The organism is Ruegeria atlantica (assembly GCF_001458195.1).
In the GTDB taxonomy this organism is placed as follows: domain Bacteria; phylum Pseudomonadota; class Alphaproteobacteria; order Rhodobacterales; family Rhodobacteraceae; genus Ruegeria; species Ruegeria atlantica.
Map to the genome: position 1 here is coordinate 97952 of NZ_CYPU01000017.1, position 21532 is coordinate 119483.

General features: G+C 55.8%; 13 protein-coding genes. 2 read left to right on the forward strand and 11 right to left on the reverse strand.

The window, feature by feature from the left end; translation table 11 throughout:
* Window positions 1–258 precede the first annotated feature (258 nt).
* The gene (locus tag RUA4292_RS04840) at window positions 259–3897 is read left to right on the forward strand and encodes a flavoprotein (RefSeq protein WP_058276567.1); all 3639 of its coding nucleotides are present in this window, start codon (window positions 259–261) and stop codon (window positions 3895–3897) included.
* Here RUA4292_RS04840 and RUA4292_RS04845 read toward each other — a convergent pair.
* The 8 genes from RUA4292_RS04845 to RUA4292_RS04880 all read right to left on the reverse strand — a co-directional run bounded on the left by RUA4292_RS04845 (window position 3894) and on the right by RUA4292_RS04880 (window position 16695).
* Window positions 3894–5057 carry a hypothetical protein gene (locus RUA4292_RS04845; protein ID WP_058276568.1) on the reverse strand — a complete coding sequence of 388 codons (1164 nt, stop codon included), beginning with the start codon at window positions 5055–5057 and terminating at the stop codon, window positions 3894–3896. The two genes, RUA4292_RS04840 and RUA4292_RS04845, sit on opposite strands and share 4 nt — an antisense overlap.
* 16 nt (window positions 5058–5073) lie before the next feature.
* Window positions 5074–8337: an adenylate/guanylate cyclase domain-containing protein gene (locus tag RUA4292_RS04850; RefSeq protein ID WP_058276569.1), complete on the reverse strand. Its 3264-nt coding sequence runs from the start codon at window positions 8335–8337 to the stop codon at window positions 5074–5076.
* Between the two features lie 132 nt (window positions 8338–8469).
* Entirely contained in the window at window positions 8470–10179 is a 1710-nt protein-coding gene (locus RUA4292_RS04855) for an ABC transporter ATP-binding protein (RefSeq protein ID WP_058276570.1), read from the reverse strand.
* Window positions 10180–10183: 4 nt separating this feature from the next.
* On the reverse strand, window positions 10184–11134 hold the full coding sequence (locus RUA4292_RS04860; protein WP_058276571.1) for an ABC transporter permease: 951 nt from the start codon (window positions 11132–11134) through the stop codon (window positions 10184–10186).
* Window positions 11131–12108: an ABC transporter permease gene (locus RUA4292_RS04865; protein ID WP_058273052.1), complete on the reverse strand. Its 978-nt coding sequence runs from the start codon at window positions 12106–12108 to the stop codon at window positions 11131–11133. The genes RUA4292_RS04860 and RUA4292_RS04865 overlap by 4 nt, the downstream gene beginning before the upstream one ends.
* 173 nt (window positions 12109–12281) lie before the next feature.
* Window positions 12282–13847: an ABC transporter substrate-binding protein gene (locus RUA4292_RS04870; RefSeq protein ID WP_058276572.1), complete on the reverse strand. Its 1566-nt coding sequence runs from the start codon at window positions 13845–13847 to the stop codon at window positions 12282–12284.
* Between the two features lie 126 nt (window positions 13848–13973).
* A complete protein-coding gene (locus tag RUA4292_RS04875; RefSeq protein ID WP_233493352.1) occupies window positions 13974–15554 on the reverse strand; it encodes an ABC transporter substrate-binding protein in 1581 nt (526 codons plus the stop codon).
* Window positions 15555–15723: 169 nt separating this feature from the next.
* Window positions 15724–16695, reverse strand: coding sequence for an alpha/beta hydrolase (locus tag RUA4292_RS04880; protein ID WP_058276573.1), 972 nt, complete (start codon window positions 16693–16695; stop codon window positions 15724–15726).
* A gap of 233 nt (window positions 16696–16928) precedes the next feature.
* On the opposite strand from RUA4292_RS04880, the gene RUA4292_RS04885 reads away from it, so the two are divergent.
* A complete protein-coding gene (locus tag RUA4292_RS04885) occupies window positions 16929–18089 on the forward strand; it encodes a nucleotide sugar dehydrogenase (protein ID WP_058276574.1) in 1161 nt (386 codons plus the stop codon).
* Window positions 18090–18763: 674 nt separating this feature from the next.
* Here the strand turns inward: RUA4292_RS04885 and RUA4292_RS04890 are convergent.
* The 3 genes from RUA4292_RS04890 to RUA4292_RS04900 all read right to left on the reverse strand — a co-directional run.
* Window positions 18764–20212: a mannose-1-phosphate guanylyltransferase/mannose-6-phosphate isomerase gene (locus RUA4292_RS04890; protein WP_058276575.1), complete on the reverse strand. Its 1449-nt coding sequence runs from the start codon at window positions 20210–20212 to the stop codon at window positions 18764–18766.
* A 182-nt stretch (window positions 20213–20394) separates the two neighbouring features.
* Entirely contained in the window at window positions 20395–21126 is a 732-nt protein-coding gene (locus RUA4292_RS04895) for a metallophosphoesterase family protein (RefSeq protein WP_233493353.1), read from the reverse strand.
* Window positions 21127–21329: 203 nt separating this feature from the next.
* Window positions 21330–21532: integrase core domain-containing protein (locus tag RUA4292_RS04900; protein ID WP_145974872.1), on the reverse strand; the 203-nt coding region annotated here is incomplete at its 5' end.

Here is a 21532-nt window from a genome sequence, read left to right on the forward strand (position 1 = left end):
CGACATGATCACCCTATGGCTGCAACGCAATTGACCCAATCAACAACGCCAGTGATTTTTATATTCAGATATTATACAGTGCGCTCAATTGGACCTTTTTGTTCGCGCATATCAATGTGTTCAATCGGTCCGCCCAGCGCGGAAAATTACGTCAGGCCGGTTTTCTATTCCGTATGACCGATGGGTGCCTGACCCAAAAACAAGCTTCTGCGTTGGGTCTTTGATAATTTTCACGGCGAAGTTCAGGGGGGACAAGACGTGCCTAAAGATCCAATTGAAAACTCTCAATCATTCAATCCATCCCAAGACGATCTCAACTTGATAGACGAGGTCCTGCCATCCAAGGATCCATCAGTCATTCATTCGAAATTCGAGTTCTACGAAGTATCCGAAGAGATGGTCCTGCCCTCTGAAGGTATGTTCGTGGTCCTTGGCGGCATGGTTCAGCTCCGGCAGGACAAAGCGGTTCTGGCGACCGCAGACACCGGGGACTATTTTTACGAAGAACATCTCGAAATCGAGGACATTCCCGTCAGTCTTCAGGCGCTGGCCACTCCGGGCACCCGATTGGCCTATCTGCCCAAACACCAATGGAAGGCAATCCCGAAAAAGATCAAGGATGCCTGTGAAGATACGCTGTTTGGCGATCTGGTCAGTGTGCATCTGAAGAACTATCAACAGCCGATCAATTGCTGCAGCGTGACCGCTGCAGCCCTTAGCATGTCGGCGCTTGGATTCAGCTACGAAGTCAACGACATCTTTCGCGAATGCGGCTTGCCGACCTCGTTTGTCGTAAACGACGGAATATCGCTGGGCGAACTTTTCGATGTTGCCTGCACATTCATCCATACTCAGGACCTGCGCGATGTCATTCAGGTGCAGGCCTATTTCATGGATGAGGCCACGACATCCGTGGATCTGCTGCTTGAGGCAATAGACGAATCCAATCGGCTGGGTGGAAAGAACGATATCCTTGTGGCGAACTTTCAAGTCGGTGTCGCACATGGCAAGGAGAACATGCCGGGGGGCCATTTTGCCATTATCGCAAAGTGCAACCCAAGTACCGGCCTTGTGCATATGATGGACGTTCACCCGGAAAAGTACGGCAAGCTATGGGTGACGACCATTGATCGACTGTGGGCCGGGATGACCGACCGCGATGGAACATCGATGCGATCACGGGGGATGCTGCGGTTTTCGGCGCTAGACGCTGTCAAAACATACCTGCAAACCCTGAAGCAGGACTGCAATTATGTCGACAGTACGCAATACCTGGCCAAGGACCCCAAAAAGCGGCGCAACCTGTTCCGGCGGGCCAGCCCGAACATGAATTCGATGGGCGTTCTTGCCGAAAGCCTGGCCATCCTTGGGGATGAACAGGTTGACGAAGACAAACTGCTGAGGGCAACGCAAACCGATTTGGCCGAGGCGCTTAGTCGTGTGTCGACAGCCCGGGAAATGCACGCGATGGCGCAACGGTACCTCAGTCAGGAACCGGACGTGCATCTGGGAAGCACTTTCCGCCGCTACGCCAAACGTTCAGACAAAAACGTCAGTTCACCCGAAGACTGGTTCCACCACCAATTGCAAAGTCTGAACGAACACAAAGATCTTCGTCATCTGATGATCAATATCGATTTCAATAAAGTCCTGGGGTCTGAGGTCATTCGCCCCCCAAAGAATGCGTTCCGTGAAACGGCCCTGCTGGAGGAGTTCTGGTGCCTGTGTATCGCTTATAAAGAGGCCACCGATATGGTGACGGTTGTGGACATGAGTCCCGCGACCTCACAGGTATGGCAGGCACCGCGCGGGCATTTGTTCCGCGGCCTTCGGGACCTCAAGGACCCGGCCTTGCTCGTGATCGAAAAACAGGACCCACCCGAAGACCCCAGCGACGTAGACCAGATCGTCAAAAACAACCCACTTGTTCTTTTTTATGCGGATGAAGACCCCTGGTCCTACATGCTGCGCAGTATCCTGGCCAATATCGGCATCACCGACATCAAGCTGATTGATGTCGAGGGGCATGGTGCAAACGTTATGAAAATGCGCCGGCAACTGATCGCCCGAACCGGTAAGGAAACCGTTCCGTATCTGTTTTTTAATGGCGTTTGTCTGGGCCGGCGAAACGACATCGTGGACAGTATCCTGAAAGGCGAATTTCAGAAGGACGTTGAAAAGGCCGGGTTGCCTGTTCTGCTGCGTCATGAATCCCCCAGCTTGGACAAGAACATCTTTGGGTACCCCAAGGGCGGGCTGACCGATGCTCCCAGCGAAAAGCGCAACGTATTGCTGTGTGCTTGCGGATCATCGGCGGCGGACAAGGTGCCGCAACTGGTGAAGAAAATCACCGATGCCGGCCACAATGTGAAACTGATCCCTTCAGTGTCCGCTGAAAGGTTCTTTCGCGATATAGAGATCGAAAAGGGCGTCGAGATTGAAAGGGGGTATGAGCCGGAAAAGGTCGAGGACTATATCTCGCACAACGACTATTACCGCGACGACGACGAATGGAACTTCCGCTACACCAAGTTTGGCATGCCGCTGCGCGCCTCGCATCTTGCGTTGTGTGATTGGGCCGATTGCGTGATCGTGGCGCCCGTGACCTGCAATACAATGGGCAAGATCGCCAATGGGATTGCCGACAACCTTTTGACCTCGGTCTTTGTCGCCTGGCAGTACCGGAACAAACCGGCGATCCTTTGCCCGGCGTGTAACACCAACATGTGGAACAACGTCACAACCCAAAGGAATGTCGAAAAGCTACGCGATCTGGGTGTTGATCTGGTCGGTCCCCGCAAAGGGCGGCTGTCGAACGGCATGATGGGCATCGGTATGATGGCGACCCCGGACCAGATCATGGAAGTTCTGGACGAAGCGTTCGAAGAACTAGCCGATCAGGAACACAACATCTGCAAATGGGCGCAAGAAGCCGCAGCTTCGGATGAGTTCGTGCAATGGCGCCGTGTTTTCGACGCGATTGAAAACGGGATGGCCGGGATCGACATCGTGGATGAGCACAATGGCGATACGCTGTTGCATTACGCAGCTGGCGGCGAAGGTGAGTTGCATGAAAACGGAAAGGGCTTGGGCAAACCTGACATTGAGGCCGCGCAAGAGCTGATACGGCGCGGCATCAACGTGAATGCGACCAACGACCATGGGTTTACCAGCCTGCACGTGGCGGTGATGAACAACTCGGTTGATATGGTCAAAACACTGTTGGCTGCAGATGGCATTGACGCAAGTTCGTGCATCCACTTCCTGCAAAGCCCCAAAAACGCCGAGGACGTCAATGAAGCCAAAATCTCGAGTAAAGTGCTGGCCATGCTGGATGACTGGGCCAACAGCCACACGCTTGCGGAGATCGAGGAAGAGAGCGAAGACGATGTCGTAGATGACCGTGAACGTACCTATCTCTACTTCACCTATGGCTCGTTAAAGAAAGGCTTCCCGAACCATGAGGCCCACACAGATGTGCTGGATGATTTCGTTGGCAAGGCCGTGACCCGACAGCGAATGCCCCTGATCGTGCCGCATGAGCCGCATTGCGACAATCCGAATTGTGGTTACCTGCATCGGATGGCCACGCTGGTCGACCAGAAAGGCCGTGGCAAACCGATCCACGGAGAGGTGTATCGGGTGACTTCGTCCGGTATGAATGAACTCGACAAGCTCGAAGGTTTTCACGGACCCGGATCACCCGAGAACGTCTACGTCCGTAAGCGGATCAACGTGCTGATCGAGGGCGTAATGAAACCCGCATATGCCTATGTGATCGCGCAGCCCACCAAGTATCTGGATCAGTTGGAGAAAGGCGCAGCCGGGGTTGTCGGGGAATACACGCTGGACATGGCCACAGGCACATTAAAACCCGGGTGGCAGCCACCCGCCTAGTTTTGAACCTGTATCCCGACCTCATCCTTAGGGCTGTCCTTGAGGCTGAGGTTATAGGCCGTGATGATCACCATGCACGACAGGACAAAGGGCCAGAAACAGGCCTTGGGAATCAGGTTGTCTTTATAGTGGATGAACCACAGGGACGGCACGGCCTCGGCTGCAAAGAAGTAGGTGTTTACCGACACTGCCAGCAGCAGGAAATACATCAGGAAAAAGAACGATTCCATGTAGATCACAGGAGATCCGGCGAAGCCTTCGCGCAATTGCACATGCGCCAGCAGGATCACGAAAAACAAGACTGAGCAGGTGCCGATAACGCTGGACGTACTGAAATCGTGCCGTTCCACCAGATTGGGGCGTCGCGTGACTGTCATGACAGCCCCGAACAGCAGCATCGTCACAACAATCAGCGGGATCATGTGGACGATAAAAGCATTCGCAAAGTTCCGTTTGATGACGAAATTATAGTGCAGCTCAGGCAGGTTGGTCTGATATTCGTTCTTGCCGATGCCAAGGGTCGTATCCAGATCGGACAGCCGGTAGTCGAAATAGGTGTTTTCACGCTCCCACGTTCCCATGACGATCCGGTTGTCGATGCCAAAGATATCGTTCGGCCCCGTGGCCGGATAGGCCGAAAAGTCAGGGATTAGAGCCACATTTACATCAAACTCGCCCGGCCAGAAACGGACCCAGACGGTTTTGTGGTCAAACGGATAACTGGTATAGTCAAAGGCCTGGCGCAAGGTCTGTTCAAAATACCAGCCGATCAACTCGGACCCGCCCTGATCTATCCTGTAGGCTTCTTCAATCAGGCCACTCGCTGCCTCGGCAGCTTCCGGCAGGATGAACCCCACTTCGCCTTCGGCTGGTTTGATGGCGTCATGCACACCGTCTTCATAATGCTGCCAGATATAGCCGCTGACATGCACATCACTGGCACCGGTAAAACTGAAGGATTTGATAAATATGCCAGTTTTGACCTGATAGCTAGGCAAATTTGGAAGGTCTTGCAGGTAAGCGTCGACCGACGCCTGATCTGGCAATTGCGTCGGGTCCTCGTCGAAATGGTTCAGTTCAATCCAGAGTTTGAACAGAACAAGGGCCAGACCCAGCGTAACAAAACCCGAGATCAGCCAGACTTTCTTTTCTATGCTCATTCAGCCCCTCACCTGATTAGTCCAGCGGCCCGACCAGCGATTGCTTGATGCCCAGGTTCTGAAACCGCGCCTTCAATTCATCGAAACCCTCGTGTGCCGTCAAAGGAATGCCCCAACCCCCACATTCAGCCAGTGTTCGAGCCTGCAGGATCGACAGATCGACCATCGGCAAGGGCTCATCCGCTGTGAAATCGGCCAGGGCATCTGCGTACCGTGTGGCTTCGTCCCACTGCTTGCGCGCCAGCATGACGGCAGCGGCGTCCGTATAGAAATGCAGGTGGCTATGGCCAACACAGCCTTCGGCGATGATCTTCTCGCCAAGCTTTAGGTTTTCATCCTGCGCAGTTGGGTCCTCTTCGGCCATGGCCAAAGCTGACAGCGCTTTTGGTCCGACAAAATTCCGACCGTGCTCAAGGGCAATATCGACCGCGCGGCGACCGGTTTCGCGCGCCTGTTCCAGCTGCCCGGCATAGACGTGTGTGCGGGCAAGATGTTCAAGCGCCTGCGCCTCGAGGCGTTTTGCACCAACACGGTTTGCGATCTCGGCAGACAGGGTGAAGGCGTCCAGCGCCTGATCTATTTCTCCTAAAAAGGTGTGCGCAACGCCCAAACAGGTCTGCGCAACGCATTCCGGCACAAAGGCAAAATACTTCTGTGACACCTCAATGGCTTCCTGCGCATCCAGCTTTCCTTGCGCTATTTCGCCGGTATAACTACGCGCGACGCTCAGATTGTGCAGGTTTGCGGCCAAGTCACGGACCAAACCCTTTTCCCGCGCCCGTTCGACCGCCTGCGTGTAGAACCCCGTTGCGGTCTGCATCGTGGCATTCATGAAATTGGCGTCGCCAAATCCACTGAGCGCGCCAACTTCAAGTCGTGCGGATTCAAGCTTTCTGGCCAGTGTTAGAGCCTTTTCATTACTCTCAAGCGCCTTTGTCACCTGCCCCAGCGGGAAGTATACATTGCCGCGCACATAGTTGATCTGGGCAATGTCGCGGTCAGACCCGCAGCGTTCTGCGGCTGCCTCGGCAATATTCAGACTTTCCAGTGCTTCCTGATACAGGCTGGCCTGCCGCGCAGCCTGCGCCAGGCCGATTTGTGCACGGCAGATTTGTTCATCCGTTTCGGCCAGTTCTGCAGCCTCTTTGAATTCACGCAGGGCATCATTGGACAGGCCTTGCAACCGGTGCGTCTCACCCCGGGCGCAGAACAGATCAAAGCGAACCCCTGCGGGTGCTGGCAGTTCCAGCCCCCGTTCGATCAACGGGCTGGCATCGTCGAACTGAAAAACCTGTATCAGCTTGTCCGCGGCTTCCAGATAAGCCTGGGCCGCATGGGTTGCACCCGCGCGATCCAGATGTTGTGCCCGCAGGGTGGCGTCACGGTCCTCAAACCAACTCGCGGCCTGACGATGCAGGCGCGCGCGTTCAGATTTCACCAAAGTTGCATAAGATCCGTCGCGGATCAGCGCGTGGGCAAACATCAGATCGGCCTCAGCCTCGCGGATCAGGGCGGAGCGGATCAGGGTCGAGGTGTCCAGATGCCCTTCACCCAGAACAAAATTCAAAACTTCGGGCGAGAACCTCTGCCCCAGCACAGATGCCGCCTGAATCGACGTCCGGCTGGTCCGGTCCAGCGAATCCAGACGGGACTGAACAATGCCCTGAATGCTGCCGGGAACAGATTCTTGTTTCAGCACATCGATATTACGCAATAACTGCTCAAGAAACAGCGGATTGCCCCCGGCGCGTTTCACGCAGGCGTCTAACAGTTCCGGGTCGATCCCGGTGAACTCTTCGACCAGTTGCCGGGCCTGTTCGTCTCCCATCGGCGCCAGTTCCAGCTTGGATATCAGGGCGCCATCCGTCGCAATTTGCCATTCGCGGTCGATCGGATCGCCTTCCACGCGGCTGGTCATCAGCAACACGCAGGGCAGATTTCGCGTCATCGCCGCGATATGGGCGCAAGCTGTCAGGATCTCGGGTGAAGCCCAGTGGATATCCTCGATATGGATCAACAAAGGCGTTTCTTGGCTGTGGGCCGAGATCAGGTCGTCGACGACCTGACGCCGCCCCCGCAGACGGGTTGCATTGTCCATAACCGCATAGACCTCGGCCAGACCGGGGTCTTGCTCAAGCTCAAGCAGCGCATTCAGATGCGCGGCATTCGCCGCTGTTACCCAACCCTTACTAATTGCATCTTTCGCGACAGAGGCACAGGTTTCCGTATCATCCGTCGGCTCCAGCCCCAGAATACTGCGCGTCACGGATTGGATGGCTGAATGCCCCTCGCGCGCGCCGAAATCCATGACCACGCCATTGTGGACGGAATAGGACAGGCTGTCGGCCAACTCAGCCACCTGTTCGGACAGGTGCGTTTTGCCAATACCCGGCTCGCCCAGTACGATATGGACTTCACCCTTACCGTGCCGCTGGCATCGATCAAACGTTGCCGAAAACAGGGACAGCTCTCGCTCGCGGCCCACAAAGCGATGCCTGCGCGATCGGATGTTGCGCGCCATCCGGTCCAGCCGCCACAGCTCAACCGGATCACCAAGGCCTTTGATCGCCTTTTCGCCCATCGATTCACCGACAAAAAGCGGCCCTAACGCACGCTGAATGTCATGTGAAACCAAAGTTTCCCCCGGCGCCGCCATGTCGGTGATGCGTGACGCCAGGTTCACACCGTCACCGGTCACGGTGTATTCCGTATGCGCCTGACTGCCTGTCGTACTGGCAATGACCTGTCCTGATGCAATCCCGATATGGCAGGTCAGCGGCGGGTTCAGGCCCGGTAGAACCGTGTGAATTTCCAGCGCGGCCCGCGCGGCCCGTTCGGTATCGTTCGTGTGCGAGATCGGCGCGCCGAACACGGCCATAACCGCATCGCCAATATGCTTGTCGATCCGGCCGCCGTATTTTTCGACGACTTTGTCCACCCTGGTGAAAAACGCGTTGAGCAGCGCGTGCATGTCTTCGGCATCCAGTTCGCTGGTCAACCGGGTAAATCCGGTCAGATCGGCGAACATGACTGTCACCTGTCGCTTCGCAGGCTCCAGCGATTCCCCAGGCTGAAATGGCGGAGCGGTTTCGAACGTCTCAAGCTCGGCAATCGCGCGCAAAAGCCGTCGGCGGTCGCCGACAGCAGTGACTCCGATTTCGATCAGGTCTTCACCCGTCAAATCGGGTAAAATTCCAAAATCAATTTTGTTATCCAAAAAGGCCTGCGCGTAGTCAGATAATCCAAGTGCGCTTAGCCAGTCCCTAAGGTCCTGAGACATTTCGCCCCTCTGAAGCCCCCAACTCCATAGACAGACGTAGCACAACAAACTCGGATGAGTCTGCAAAGTTTGAATATTTTAATGTATATGCACACCCAATTGCCCGCGTGACGGGCAATTGGGTTTTTGGAATTAGATCTCGGCCTCTAGCCCGTCCGTCGACAGATCGTCCAGTTTCGGCATCAACCGCAGCAGCTCGCTTGCATATTCGGTCTGCGGATTGGCGAAGAGTTCGTTGGTTTCCTGAAGTTCAACCACCTTGCCCTGCTTCATCACGGCCACCCGGTCGCACATCTGACGCACCACCGGAAGGTCGTGGCTGATAAATAGCAGCGTCAGACCCAGATGCTCCTGCAAATCCTTCAGGATGTTCAGGATTTGCGCCTGAATTGACACGTCCAGGGCGCTGGTCGGTTCGTCACAGATCAGGAACCGCGGCTGCGTCGCCAGCGCGCGGGCAATCGAGATCCGCTGTCGCTGACCACCCGAGAATTCGTGCGGGTATTTTAGCCCGGCCTCATGGCCCAGCCCGACCTGATCCAACAGCTCGTTCACGCGGCGCTTGATGTCAGACCCTTCCATCAGCTTATGATGGCGGATCGGTTCGGCCACGATATCGTCGACCCGCATCCGGGGGTTCAGCGACGAATAAGGGTCCTGGAAGATCATCTGGATGTTCTTGCGATAGGCATCCAACGCGGCCCTGTTGGTCAGATCACTAACCACCTGCCCCTCAAAGGTGATCGTACCGCCATCAACCGGGTACAGCCCCGCGATCATCCGCGCGATGGTAGACTTCCCAGAGCCGGATTCACCCACGACCCCGAACACCTCACCCGCACGGATGTCAAAGCTGACATCGTCAACGGCAGTGAAATAAGTGCGGTCCCACGGCAGCAGGCCTTTGCGCTGCAGGAACTTCTTGGTCAGATTGCGGATTTCGAACACCGGTTTGCTGGTGTCATTGTCCACCTTAGGCCAGTGCCGGGCCATATCGTCGATGGCAAAACGGGTCTCGCGCCCACCATAGCTGATCTGCGGAAAGCGGTGCAGCTTCAGAGTCGGGCGCGGAACGGCGGCGATCAGCGACTTGGTGTATTCGTGCGTGGGCTTACCCATGACCTGAGACGTCGGGCCGGTTTCCACCACCTTGCCCGCATACATGACCGTCACCTTGTCCGTGGTATCCGCGATAACGCCCATGTCGTGAGTGATCAGGATAACGCCAACCTGCCGTTCCAGCGCCAGCTCTTTGATCAGGTCTAGAATCTGCGCCTGAACGGACACGTCCAACGCCGTCGTCGGTTCATCCGCGATAATCACGTCCGGCTCGGTGCACAGCGCAAGAGCGATGACCACACGCTGCCGCATCCCGCCTGAGAACTGGTGCGGATATTGGTCCAGCCGCGTGTCCGGGTCAGGAATGCCCACCCGGTCGATCAGATCACGGGCACGCTGGTTCGCCTCGGCATCCGTTCCGCCCAGATGGGCCTGGATCGTCTCGGTCAGCTGTTCGCGCACGGTAAACAGCGGGTTCAGCGAGGTCAGAGGATCCTGGAAGATCATCGAGATTTTCTTGCCGCGCAGGCCGCGCATTGCGACGGCATCCAGACCGCTGATCTGGTCACCGCTCAGCTTGATGGTGCCGCTGGCAATCCGGCCGGGCCGGTCCAGCAGACCCATGATGGCCGCTCCGATTGTGGATTTGCCCGCACCGGATTCGCCCACCAGACCGTGGATCTCGCCCGGTTCAACGGACAGGTCCACGTGGTCCACGGCGGTGAACAATTGGCGGCGCGTCGGGAATTCGACCGTCAGGTCGTTGATCGTCAGAAGGCTCATGTAATCACCGCAACTTGGGGTTCAGCGCGTCGCGCAGCCAGTCGCCCAGCAGGTTGACAGACAGGGCCAGCGCCAGAAGGGTGCAGGCCGGGAAGAACAGGATCCACCACTCACCCGAGAACAGGAAGCCCTGTCCGATACGGATCAGTGTTCCCAGCGACGGCTGGGTCGGCGGCGCACCCACGCCCAGAAAGCTGAGCGTTGCCTCGGCGATAATTGCCAGCGCCAGCGAGATCGTGGCAATAACCAGAACCGGGCTGAGGACATTGGGCAGAATATGGCGGAACATGATCGGAATTGGCCCGCGCCCGATCAGACGGGCGGCCTGTACGTATTCCTTGTTCTTTTCCACCAGCGCAGCGCCGCGTACGACCCGCGCAAATTGCACCCAATCAGACAGGGCAATTGCGATGATCAGAACATAAATCGCCATTTCGTTGCGGTATTCGGGAGGCGTGACGCCCTTGGCGATACCAAAGATGAGCATCGCAACCAGAATGGCCGGGAAGGTCAGCTGCACATCGGCAATCCGCATGATGAGCGTCTCGACCCAACCGCCAAAATACGCTGCAACCAGCCCAAGGATGACACCTATGATCAGCGCCAGCATCACGGCTGACACGCCGACAAACAATGAGATGCGCATGCCATATAGAATGGTCGAGAATACGTCGCGTCCCTGATCGTCGGTCCCCAAAAAGAAGGTTTCCTGCGTAAAGGCATTGGGCGTGCCCGGCGGCGTAAAGCCGTTCATCAGGTTCAGCGATGCCGGATCAAACGGATTATAGGGTGCGATGACCGGGGCAAAAACGGCGGCCAGCAAAAGGATCAGCACCACCAGTGAGGCGATCAAGGCAACCGGAGAATGCCGGAAGGACCACGCAAAATCGCTGTCCCAGAACTTGGTAAATCGCGATTTGGTTGGGGCGGTCGGGGTTTCGATGGTATCGGTCATGTGGCCCTCGCGTCGACACGCAGGCGCGGGTCAATGGCATAATAAAGAAGATCGACGATCAGGTTGATCGAAACGAACATGACCGAAATCAACATCAGATAAGCGGCCATGACAGGGATATCGACAAACTGGATCGCGTTGATGAACAGCAGGCCAACGCCCGGCCACTGGAACACCGTTTCGGTGATGATGGCGAACGCGATGATCGAGCCCAGCTGCAGACCGGTGATCGTGATCACGGGAACCATAGTGTTCTTAAGCGCGTGGCGGAAGTTGATCACCCGGTCCGACAAACCGCGAGCGCGTGCAAACCGGACATAATCGGCGCGCAACACCTCAAGCATTTCCGACCGGACCAGGCGCATGATCAGGGTCATCTGATACAGACCCAGCGTAATCGCGGGCAGGATCAGCGCCTTGAGGCCAGAAGTCGTCAAGAAGCCGGTGGACCAGTTGCCAATCATAACGGTCTCGCCCCTCCCGAAGCTGGGTAAGAGGTCTAATTCAACCGAGAAAATGTAGATCAATAAGATCCCGATCAGGAAGGTCGGTAGGGACACCCCGATCAGGGAAACGGTCATGATGACATTCGCAGCAATCCCTTGTCGTCGGATGGCTGTGAACACGCCCAGCGCAATCCCCATTGTGATTGCCAGAAAGCCGGAAACAAAAGCCAGTTCCAGCGTGGCCGGCGCGCGCTCGGCTATGATGGTCGAGACAGGACGTCCCTGACGATAAGACACACCGAAATTGCCTTGAACGGCATTTTTCAGGAACTTGTAGTACTGAACCGGAAACGGCTGATCCAGCCCCAGTTCAGCCCGCAGCCGGTCGATATCGGCTTGCGTACGCTCCTGACCAAGCATGTTGTCGATCGGATCGCCGACAAACCGGAACATAGAGAATGCGACCAGACCCACGACCAGCAGTACGATCACGGATTGGAGCATCCTTCGGACGATATATGCGAACATTCACTTTCCCCATTGATCCGCTTCTCTATGCACGGGTCGGCTAAATGGTCAAGGTATCGCTAACGGGATGGTATCAGAGCGATCCTTATTTCCTGCGTCATCGGCTTTGAGCAGGGTACGATGCGGATTGGCGGTGCCGAACCGGCCCTCGCCAATCCAATGCTAAAACGTCTTCAGTTTACTGTCACCCAGCGCAGCAAAAAGAAGTTGTCGGGGCGCTGTGTCAGCTCGACATTGCTGCGCGTGCCCCAGACCAGTGGCTGCACATACATGGGCACATAGACCTGTTCGTCCTGAATGATCTTAGCCACTTCGTCCAGCATGGCCTGACGCTTAGTCTCATCCAGCTCGGATTGGATGGCAGGCAGCAGTTCATCCACGCGTGCGTTCGAGAAGCCGCCGAAGTTCCAGCTGCCCAGCTTTTTCTCTTCGTTCGGGGTCGCGACAATGAACCGGACGGGATGCTCGGCGTCAAATGTGCCCGGGCTCCAACCCAGCAGGTACATGTCATAGTTATCCTCGCGCAGCTCGGGCCAGTAATTGCGCACAGGCATCGCTTCCAGCTCAGCCGTGATCCCGATCTGGGCCAGCATGCTGACAACTGCCTGACACACCGCTTCGTCGTTCAGATAGCGGTCATTGGGGCATTTCAGTCCAAATGAGAATCCATCCGCGTATCCTGCCTCGGCCAGCAGAGCCTTGGCACCCTCAACGTCAAATGCGGGACGTTCGGCATGGGCCGCAGAATAGCCGCTCATGGCTGGGCTCACCAATTGCGAGGCCGCTTCGGCATTGCCGCGCATGATGGTGGCCAGAATGGCATCGACATTCACGGCCTGCGCCACTGCCTTGCGGACGCGCGGGTCGCGGAACGGGTTGGGCTTGCCCTCATCGTCGGTATACTTCAGCGTCTCAGCCTCGTGATCAAAGCCCAGCATGATCACGCGGGCCTCGATCCCCTTGATGACTTCGACATCACTGTCTTCTTGCAGGCGCGCGACGTCCTGGATTGGCACCGGGTTGATCATATCCACATCGCCCGACAACAACGCCGCAACGGCGGTTGCGGGATTCTGGATCGGGTTAAACTCGGCGCGGGTGATGTTGTGTTCGACGTCGCCCCACCAACCTTCGTGGGGTTCCAGTACGGTTTTCAGGCCAGGCTCACGCTCGGTGACCTTGAATGCCCCGGTGCCATTGGCGTTGATGGTCGCAAAATTTCCGGCCTCTTTGTCCGGAACGGCGGCATCATTGGCTTCGGTCCAGCCCTGATCCATTATCATCCAGTTGGCAATCGAGGATGGAAACAACGGGTTCGGCGCGGTCGTCATGAAGTCTACGGTATAATCGTCAACGACGATGACTTCACTGATGGGCGCAAACCAGCTGCGCGTATCCGCGGCCTCGCCCGAGGCGCGTTGATAGCTGAACAAAACGTCCTGCGCGTCAAAGGTACTGCCGTCGTGAAAGGTCACGCCCTCACGCAGCTTGAAGCGCCAGCCGTCGCCTTCGCCAATCGGCTCCCAGCTGACGGCCAGGGCGGGCTGAACGCTCATGTCCTTGTCGCGGCGGACCAGTCCTTCGTAGACGTTGTTAAGAAATCCCAGAACCGGAGCCGAATTGACCGCGTGCGGGTCCATGGTTTGCGGGTCGGTGGTCGAGGCCCATTTGAAATCTGCAGCTTGAACACTGGTGGCAGCCAGCATTGCAATGCCAATGGCGCTGTTCCTGAGGATCATTGTTATGTCTCCCTGTTTCCGTGGTCGAGTTTTCTTGGTTTTTGCCGCATGCGCAAGGAAATCCCAGATCGCAACAAAAAACAGGGCGCGAAAATCGCGCCCTGTCTAACCGTCAACAGATTTGACTTATTTGATAGTGAAGTATTTGACCTTGGGCTGGTCTTCGGCATCCACGTCGATACCCACACCGTCGGCCATGCCCCAGTTCAGAACCTGGTGATGAATGGGGATGTAAAGCGCTTCGTCCTGCACCACACGCCAGATGTCCGCGATGTCGGCATTCCGGGCGTCTAAGTCGGTGTTCGAAGCGAGCGACTTGATCTTCGTGTCCAGCGCGTCGTCCTGATAGCCGGTTCCGTTCCATGTGCCGATGTCGTCTTCGCGACCGTGGACAAGGAAGTTGAAGATGTATTCCGAGTCATATGTCGGAACACCCCAACCCAGCATGTAGAAGTCAGTCTTGCCGTCGGTGATCAGCGGGAAGTGCTGCGCCTTGGGCTTTGCGTCCAGATTCACGGTCACGCCGATCTGGCCCAACATCCCAACGGCCGCCTGACAGATCCCTTCATCGTTGATGTATCGATCATTCGGGCAGTCCAACCGGAGCGAGAAGCCATCGGCATAACCTGCCTCTGCCATCAGTTCCTTGGCTTTTTCCAGATTAGTGGCGGATTCGCCGTCCATCGCTTCGGTCCAGCCGTTCACGAAAGGCGGTGCGATCATGCCCGCAGGCTGCGACTGGCCGCGCATAACGACCTGCTTGATCGCATCACGGTTGATCGCCATCGACATCGCCTGACGCACACGCACATCGGCCAGAGGATTCTTGCCGTCTACGTTGTCTGCTTCGATATCGTCCGCACCCTGGTTCATGCCAAAGAAGATCACACGGTTCTGTGGTGCTTGCTTGACCATCAGGCCATCGGCGCCATTGACGCGGTCAATGTCTTGAACCGGCATATCCTGCAGGAAGTTCACCTCACCCGACAGCATCGCCGCCACGCGGGTCGCAGCGTTCTGGATTGGGGTATAGACGATTTCGGTCACTTCCATGGGGAACTGGTCGATGCCCCAATAGTTGTCGTTGCGCACCATCACGGTTTTGACGTCAGGCTCGCGGCTTTGAAGGACATAAGGCCCCGTACCGTTGGCGTTGGTGGTGGCAAAGGTGATCTCGCCACCCTCGAAATCCTGCACATTGACAGTGTTGTTTGCCTCGGCCCAGCCTTTGTCCAGAATGAACAGGTTAGTCAGGTTCGACGGCAGGATCGGGTTTGGACCATCGGTGACGATCTCGACTGTGTAATCGTCCACCGCGCGCACTTCGGTGATCGAACCGATCAGCTCTTTCATGTCCGAATTCGGCTGCTTGGCCCGCTCAAAGCTGAACACCACGTCTTCGGCGTTGAAGTCCGCGCCATCATGGAATTTCACGCCTTCGCGCAGTTTGAAGACCCAAACATTCGGGTCATCCGCCTTGGGCCCCCACTCGGTCGCCAGCGCAGGTTCAAACGCGCCTGTTACGTCGCGAATGATCAGCGGCTCGTACATCTGGTGCCGTATTGTGTGTGACGGGCCTTCGTTTTGCGAGTGCGGATCCAGCGTCAGCGCGTCACCAGCACGTGCCCATCGCAGCGTTTCCGCCGATGCGGCACCCGCCATCAATGCGGTCGCACTGGCAGCGATCATCAAGTTCTTCAGGATCATTATAATCTCCCCGTTTTTTCGTTAGTACCGTTCCGTGGAACGGCAGACCGGTTTTGTCGGTCTTGGTAGTGCTGATCATCCAGATCATTCTGAAGGTTGCAACACCAGATTGTGAACTATTTGGATTTCCGATCAAATTTGAAAAGCCGACATATCGCGAACACCCGATTCAGCGCAGAATGACCGAGCGCTGATGCGGATCATCCGGGAAAACGCGCCCGGATTGGACGCATTGAAAAATATGCCGGAACACCAGGCCTGCCTCGCCGCCCGGCGAAACCGGACCAAAATACTTGTGGCCGGTGGGGGTGTCATAGGCCGTATTGATATCGTCACAGTCGACCTGAAATATGTTATGCGGTGTTCGATCGATATTCTCTGGCCCCGTATGACCCAAACGGCGAGACGCCACTTTGTTCTTGAGGTTTGCTGCCTTGCTGGCCCGCAGCGCGAGATCGTCGGATGCGAAATAAACAACCACATTCCGCGACGCATGGCTGACCAGCACACCGGGCTCATGTTCATGCACGGTTTCATTGACGACATCTGCGGCAACCATGAACGTGTTGCGAAACAACAGCGGCACGCCCGACGCCAGATCATACCGATCCCATTCCATCAACGTCTGGCGCAAAACCCGATTGCCCATCGAATGCGCCAGCAGGTTGATCCGTTTCAGGCAGGGGGCAGATTCGGGCTCGTTATCCTCACTGTTGCGCCATTCCAGGAAACGCTCCAGCACCCGCGCAAAGGAAAAGCCGCTTTGGTCTGCGGATTTCTGGTCATCCCAGTATTTCTGAACGATCCCCTGCTTGGCGTCGCTGGGCCAGATCAGAGGCAACACCATCACTTCACCGGGTTTGGCCTGATCGCACAGACGCTGAAGCTCAGCCGTGGTTTCGAACACATCCTCGGGCAGGTTATTGAACCCGTGAAGATACAGCAGGATCTGGCGGCATTTGTTGTCACGCACCCGCCGCAACAGCTCTTTGCTGGTGATTTCGGTGTGATGTTCATCTTCGCCCTTTTCACAGTAGAATACAGAGTTTGAAGGCGCGTTGTTGTCCAGATCAAAGGTAAAACGGCGTCCTTTACGGGTGCGAATACTCTGGGTCGGGAATCTGTTCGTGATAAAAAGCATGAAAAAACGCTCTTGTTCGGGATGGAATCAGCCTAACAAGACAACCGCTTTGGTGACACAGAAAACCCGGAACTCTGACCGTGTCTATGGTCGTGTTTATAAAAGCGGATCCATGTCTGGCGATTGGCAATGCATAAGCTAGTATCTAGGACGAATCGCACATGCGCATTTACATTCGGTAAGCAATACAGCAGTTGAAGTACTCACTGGCTTGCGAATATGAGGGCAAAGGAATGAAGATTGCTGTTGTAGGTCTCGGATATGTGGGATTGTCCAATGCGGTGCTATTGGCACAGAACCACGATGTCACGGCAATCGACATTTCAAAAGAGCGGGTAGAAATGGTCAATTCCGGCCAGTGCCCCATCGTTGATGCCGAACTGGAAGACTTTCTTGCCAACCGAGCGCTTTCGCTTAGGGCAACTACGGAACCGGCTTTTGAAGATGCCGAATTCGTCGTTGTTTCAACCCCGACGAATTATGATGTCAAGTCCAACTACTTCGATACCTCCAGTGTCGAGGCCGTCGCCCAGCAGGTGAATGCGATCAACCCCAAAGCCACCGTCGTCATCAAATCGACGATTCCCGTGGGCTTCGTTCAGGCGCTACGTGCCGATCTGGGTAGCGACAACTTCATTTTCTCACCTGAATTCCTACGTGAAGGGAGGGCGCTACATGACAACCTGCACCCGTCCCGCGTGATCGTCGGCGAACGTTCGGACCGGGCGCGGGTATTTGCGGGTCTTTTGCTTGAAGGTGCCGTGACCAAAGATGTGGATGTCCTGTTCACCGACCCGGATGAAGCCGAGGCGATAAAGCTATTTTCCAACACCTACCTCGCCATGCGGGTAGCCTTTTTTAACGAGCTGGACAGCTACGCAATGGCCGGTGGCATGAACACCCGCCAGATCATCGAAGGTGTCTCATTGGATCCGCGCATTGGTAGCCACTACAACAATCCGTCCTTCGGATATGGCGGTTATTGCCTTCCGAAAGATACCAAACAGCTGTTGGCCAATTACAGCCATGTTCCGCAAAACCTCATTCGTGCCATCGTGGACGCGAACCGGACGCGGAAAGACTTTTTGTCTGATCAAATCCTGATGAAAGGCCCACGCGTCGTTGGTATCCACCGGCTGGTCATGAAAGTCGGAAGCGACAATTTCCGTCAGTCTTCTATACAAGGCATCATGAAACGGCTGAAAGCTAAGGGCGTCGAGGTCATTATTTATGAACCGGCGTTAGAGGAAGGCGAGTTTTTCCGATCTCGGGTCGTAACAGATCTCGAAGCCTTTAAGTCCGAAGCCGATTTGATTGTGGCCAACCGGCACAGCCCCGAACTTGAGGATGTCGTAGGCAAGGTGTTTACCCGGGATTTGTTTGGCGCGGACTAAATGGTATTCACTTGCTCCGCGCTTTTGTGTGATGACCTGATTGATTTGTTTTTTGTTGCGGCCAAACTCCAACGAGCTGAGCTGTTTGATGGTGAAAACTGGCGCGAGTGCAGTCCCACCGGGGTGGCAATCTGTAGAATGTCAGAAGACCTGCTGCTCCGACCGGAGCGACAGAGGCGGTGTTTACACCTTTCGATAGGCGATTGTTTGGTTTGACCGCGTTTTAGCCAGTACCATCGCGTGGATGCCGGATGGTGTGGTGCCGGTTGCATGTACGCGCGTTAAACCCACCGGCAGAATCAAAATCCGATACATAAATTGTACGAGTTTCGCCCTGAGCAGAGGTTAGAACAACCGCGACGACAGTTTCGACGTAAAGACCGACTGGCACACCGGCCAGGTCGGAGATGTCTTAAGCGGCAATAGGGAAAATGTCGCGCGCAAGGCCGAACAGGCAGGAGCCCCGGTTGTTCGATGGATTGGTCGTCATTGTGGTTATCTCGCTGTCCGCGCAAGTCAGCGGCACGTTGGGTACATCCGCTTAACGATCCTCAATTGCACCCTGCGTTGCGCCGTCAGTTTGGCACATCAATTAGAAAATTTGCGCGGAAGAACAGGTGATACCCGCCGCGCAATTGTAAATGAACGTCACACTGAAACCTCTCAGACGTGGTTCAGCCTTTGGCCCCTTGCCCGCGCGCGTATTTGTCTTGGTAGCGCACGATATCATCCTCACCCAAATACGTGCCAGTTTGCACCTCGATCAGGACCATCGGGACCGTTCCAGGGTTTTCCATCCGGTGCATGGCCCCAAGAGGGATATAGACAGATTGGTTCTCGGTCACCAATTGCTCACCATCATCAATAGTCACGCGGGCTGTGCCCTCGACAACAATCCAGTGTTCGGAACGGTGGAAATGGCTTTGCAGGCTCAGCGATGCACCAGGGTGCACATAGATACGCTTCACTTGAAAACGCTCGCCAACCACCAGGCTTTCGAACCACCCCCAAGGGCGGTGATCCTTTGGGAATTCCGTTGCCTGGGGCGCGTTTTTTTCCTTAAGCGCGCTCACCGCCTTTTTGACGTCTTGCGCCCGCGATGCATCGGCAACCAAAACCGCATCATTCATCGCCACGGCGATGATGGCGTCCAGTCCGATACCCACGATTTCCAGCTGCTCGCTGTCCGACCGCAAAAGGGTGTTGTGGCAATCAATCGCCGTTGCCTCCCCACTGGTCACCACGCCTTGTGCGTCCGGGCCACTTTCACGCCACACAGCGTCCCAACCGCCTAGGTCCGACCATGCAGCACTGAAAGGCACGACCGACAAGTTTGTTGCTTTTTCCATTACGGCAAAGTCGATCGAAATGTCTTCGGCCTGCGCCCAGCTTTCAGGGTTGAGGCGCAGGAACCCCAGATCCTGCTTTGCTTTTTCCACCGCTGCCTTGACCGGCTTTATCAGATCGGGCGCGTGGGCCTGGATGGCTGCGATGATATCCGCCGCACGAAACAGGAAAATCCCCGCGTTCCATTTGTAATTCCCGGCCTCCAGCATTTCGGTCGCACGGGCCACATCCGGCTTTTCGACGAATTTCTTCAACGGAACAGGCGCTCCGTCACCGCCCGAACCAGCGGCCAGCTCAAGGTATCCATACGCCGTTTCCGCATGTGTCGGAGTAATGCCAAACGTCACCAGTTTGCCTTGCGCAATCGCCTCCAGACCACGGGCAACAGCGGCCTGAAATTCAGCAGCATCCGGTACAACGTGATCGGAAGGGGCAACCAGCAATACAGCGGCCTCATCCTTGGCATAAGCATACAGTGCCGCCGCCAGTACCGCTGGCGCCGTGTTGCGACCCTCAGGTTCGATCATGATTGTTCCGGGATCAATTCCGATAGCTTGCAGTTGCTCCGCGACGATGAACCGAAAGTCCGAGTTGGTCAGAACCACCGGCGGTTCAAATTCCAATTCCGCGTTTGCCCCTGACAACCGGCGGGCAGATGCCTGAAACAGAGTCTCTTCGCCGACCAATGGAACGAATTGCTTCGGGTAGCTCTTTCGAGACAAGGGCCAGAGGCGCGTACCGGAGCCCCCGCAAAGAAGGACAGGACAGATCAACATAAAATGCTCAATAATTTGACGCGGTTCCTAATTTTCCTATTGAAACCGTCATGACCTGACAAGGCTCGGCTTGATTTGGCCGAAAAAAAGGATGTCCTGTGCCGCGAACGCCGGTGAGGGCCCGAAACTGCGCACCTTCAAAATTTTCGAGTTTTTTCAACAGTGTATTTGCGTTAAACTCGCTAAGAGCCGGCACTGATGAATCTAGGCTCACCACCGTCTAGGCAGACTGCGCTCAATACGCCAGTGGCAAAGGCACCGGTATCCACGGCAATCCGTCCGCGCCGGGCTGTGGGGTGATCGACAATTGTGTGTCCGTAAACAACCCAAACGCCGTCCCGCCTGTCGGTTGTCCGAAATTCTGGGTCGCCCCATATCAGGGTTTTTTCGGATTGCTGATCGGCGGGCGTATTCGGATTTGCGCCAGCATGTGTCACAAGAACGTTTCCGGAATAGTCAAAGGCCTTTAGTTCCGTGATCCATTGGACCAGCTCAGGTCCCATTTCCGCCAACAGATTGTCACGGCAGGCGATCAGCTCGGCAGCGGTCATCTCTGCGCGCACGTTCCGCACATCAAATGAAGCAAGTGTCTGCAGGCCACCATAGTGCAGCCAGCGCGGGCCATGTTCCTCAGGGTCACGCAGGAAATTCAACATCATGTCTTCGTGGTTTCCCTTCAGACAGATGAAATCCGGGCGGTCTTGGATCAGACGCAGAACGTCAGCACTGTTTTCGCCGCGATCGACATAATCTCCGACAAGGATGACCTGATGATCCCTTGGAATCTGACGTAACAGATTCTGCAACTGCTTTATGCAACCATGCACATCACCAATCACGCAGGTTGGCGTATCCGGCAGGGGCGCAGGAAAGACCGCGCGGTGCGCAAAACGTTTAAAAAGCGAAGGCAGCACGTGAAGGGGGGTCTCCTGAGTGGTTACCACGATCAGCAATTTCAGTGTATTTAGGGACCCATGATCAGGCACCAAGACATATTATATTTGCTCGCTTGTTTAAGCAAGGTACTTTCAAGCTGCATTGCACACTGGAATTCCCTTTCTGGTTGTTCATCCGGGCGACAGGTGAGCAGCCCTATCTGACGGGTCCAACGTGATTGTTAGTGCATGATCGGCCTGTGTTCCATCGGGATGATGGTTTCTGGTGCCGGAGGGCGATAACCCAGTGCACTGTGTGGTCGTTTGGTGTTGTAGTGCTTCCTCCATTCTTCGATGATGATCTGCGCTTCTCTGAGCGAGTAGAAGATTTCCCCGTTCAACAGCTCGTCCCTCATGCGACCGTTGAAGCTTTCACAAAATCCGT

What these genes read in the sequence shown, in the direction of transcription:
- RUA4292_RS04875 (WP_233493352.1), bottom strand. Translation starts at nt 15,554, where the DNA reads ATGATCCTGAAGAACTTGATGATCGCTGCCAGTGCGACCGCATTGATG.
- RUA4292_RS04890 (WP_058276575.1), bottom strand. Translation starts at nt 20,212, where the DNA reads ATGTTGATCTGTCCTGTCCTTCTTTGCGGGGGCTCCGGTACGCGCCTC.
- RUA4292_RS04885 (WP_058276574.1), top strand. Translation starts at nt 16,929, where the DNA reads ATGAAGATTGCTGTTGTAGGTCTCGGATATGTGGGATTGTCCAATGCG.
- RUA4292_RS04880 (WP_058276573.1), bottom strand. Translation starts at nt 16,695, where the DNA reads ATGCTTTTTATCACGAACAGATTCCCGACCCAGAGTATTCGCACCCGT.
- RUA4292_RS04845 (WP_058276568.1), bottom strand. Translation starts at nt 5,057, where the DNA reads ATGAGCATAGAAAAGAAAGTCTGGCTGATCTCGGGTTTTGTTACGCTG.
- RUA4292_RS04860 (WP_058276571.1), bottom strand. Translation starts at nt 11,134, where the DNA reads ATGACCGATACCATCGAAACCCCGACCGCCCCAACCAAATCGCGATTT.
- RUA4292_RS04850 (WP_058276569.1), bottom strand. Translation starts at nt 8,337, where the DNA reads ATGTCTCAGGACCTTAGGGACTGGCTAAGCGCACTTGGATTATCTGAC.
- RUA4292_RS04870 (WP_058276572.1), bottom strand. Translation starts at nt 13,847, where the DNA reads ATGATCCTCAGGAACAGCGCCATTGGCATTGCAATGCTGGCTGCCACC.
- RUA4292_RS04855 (WP_058276570.1), bottom strand. Translation starts at nt 10,179, where the DNA reads ATGAGCCTTCTGACGATCAACGACCTGACGGTCGAATTCCCGACGCGC.
- RUA4292_RS04865 (WP_058273052.1), bottom strand. Translation starts at nt 12,108, where the DNA reads ATGTTCGCATATATCGTCCGAAGGATGCTCCAATCCGTGATCGTACTG.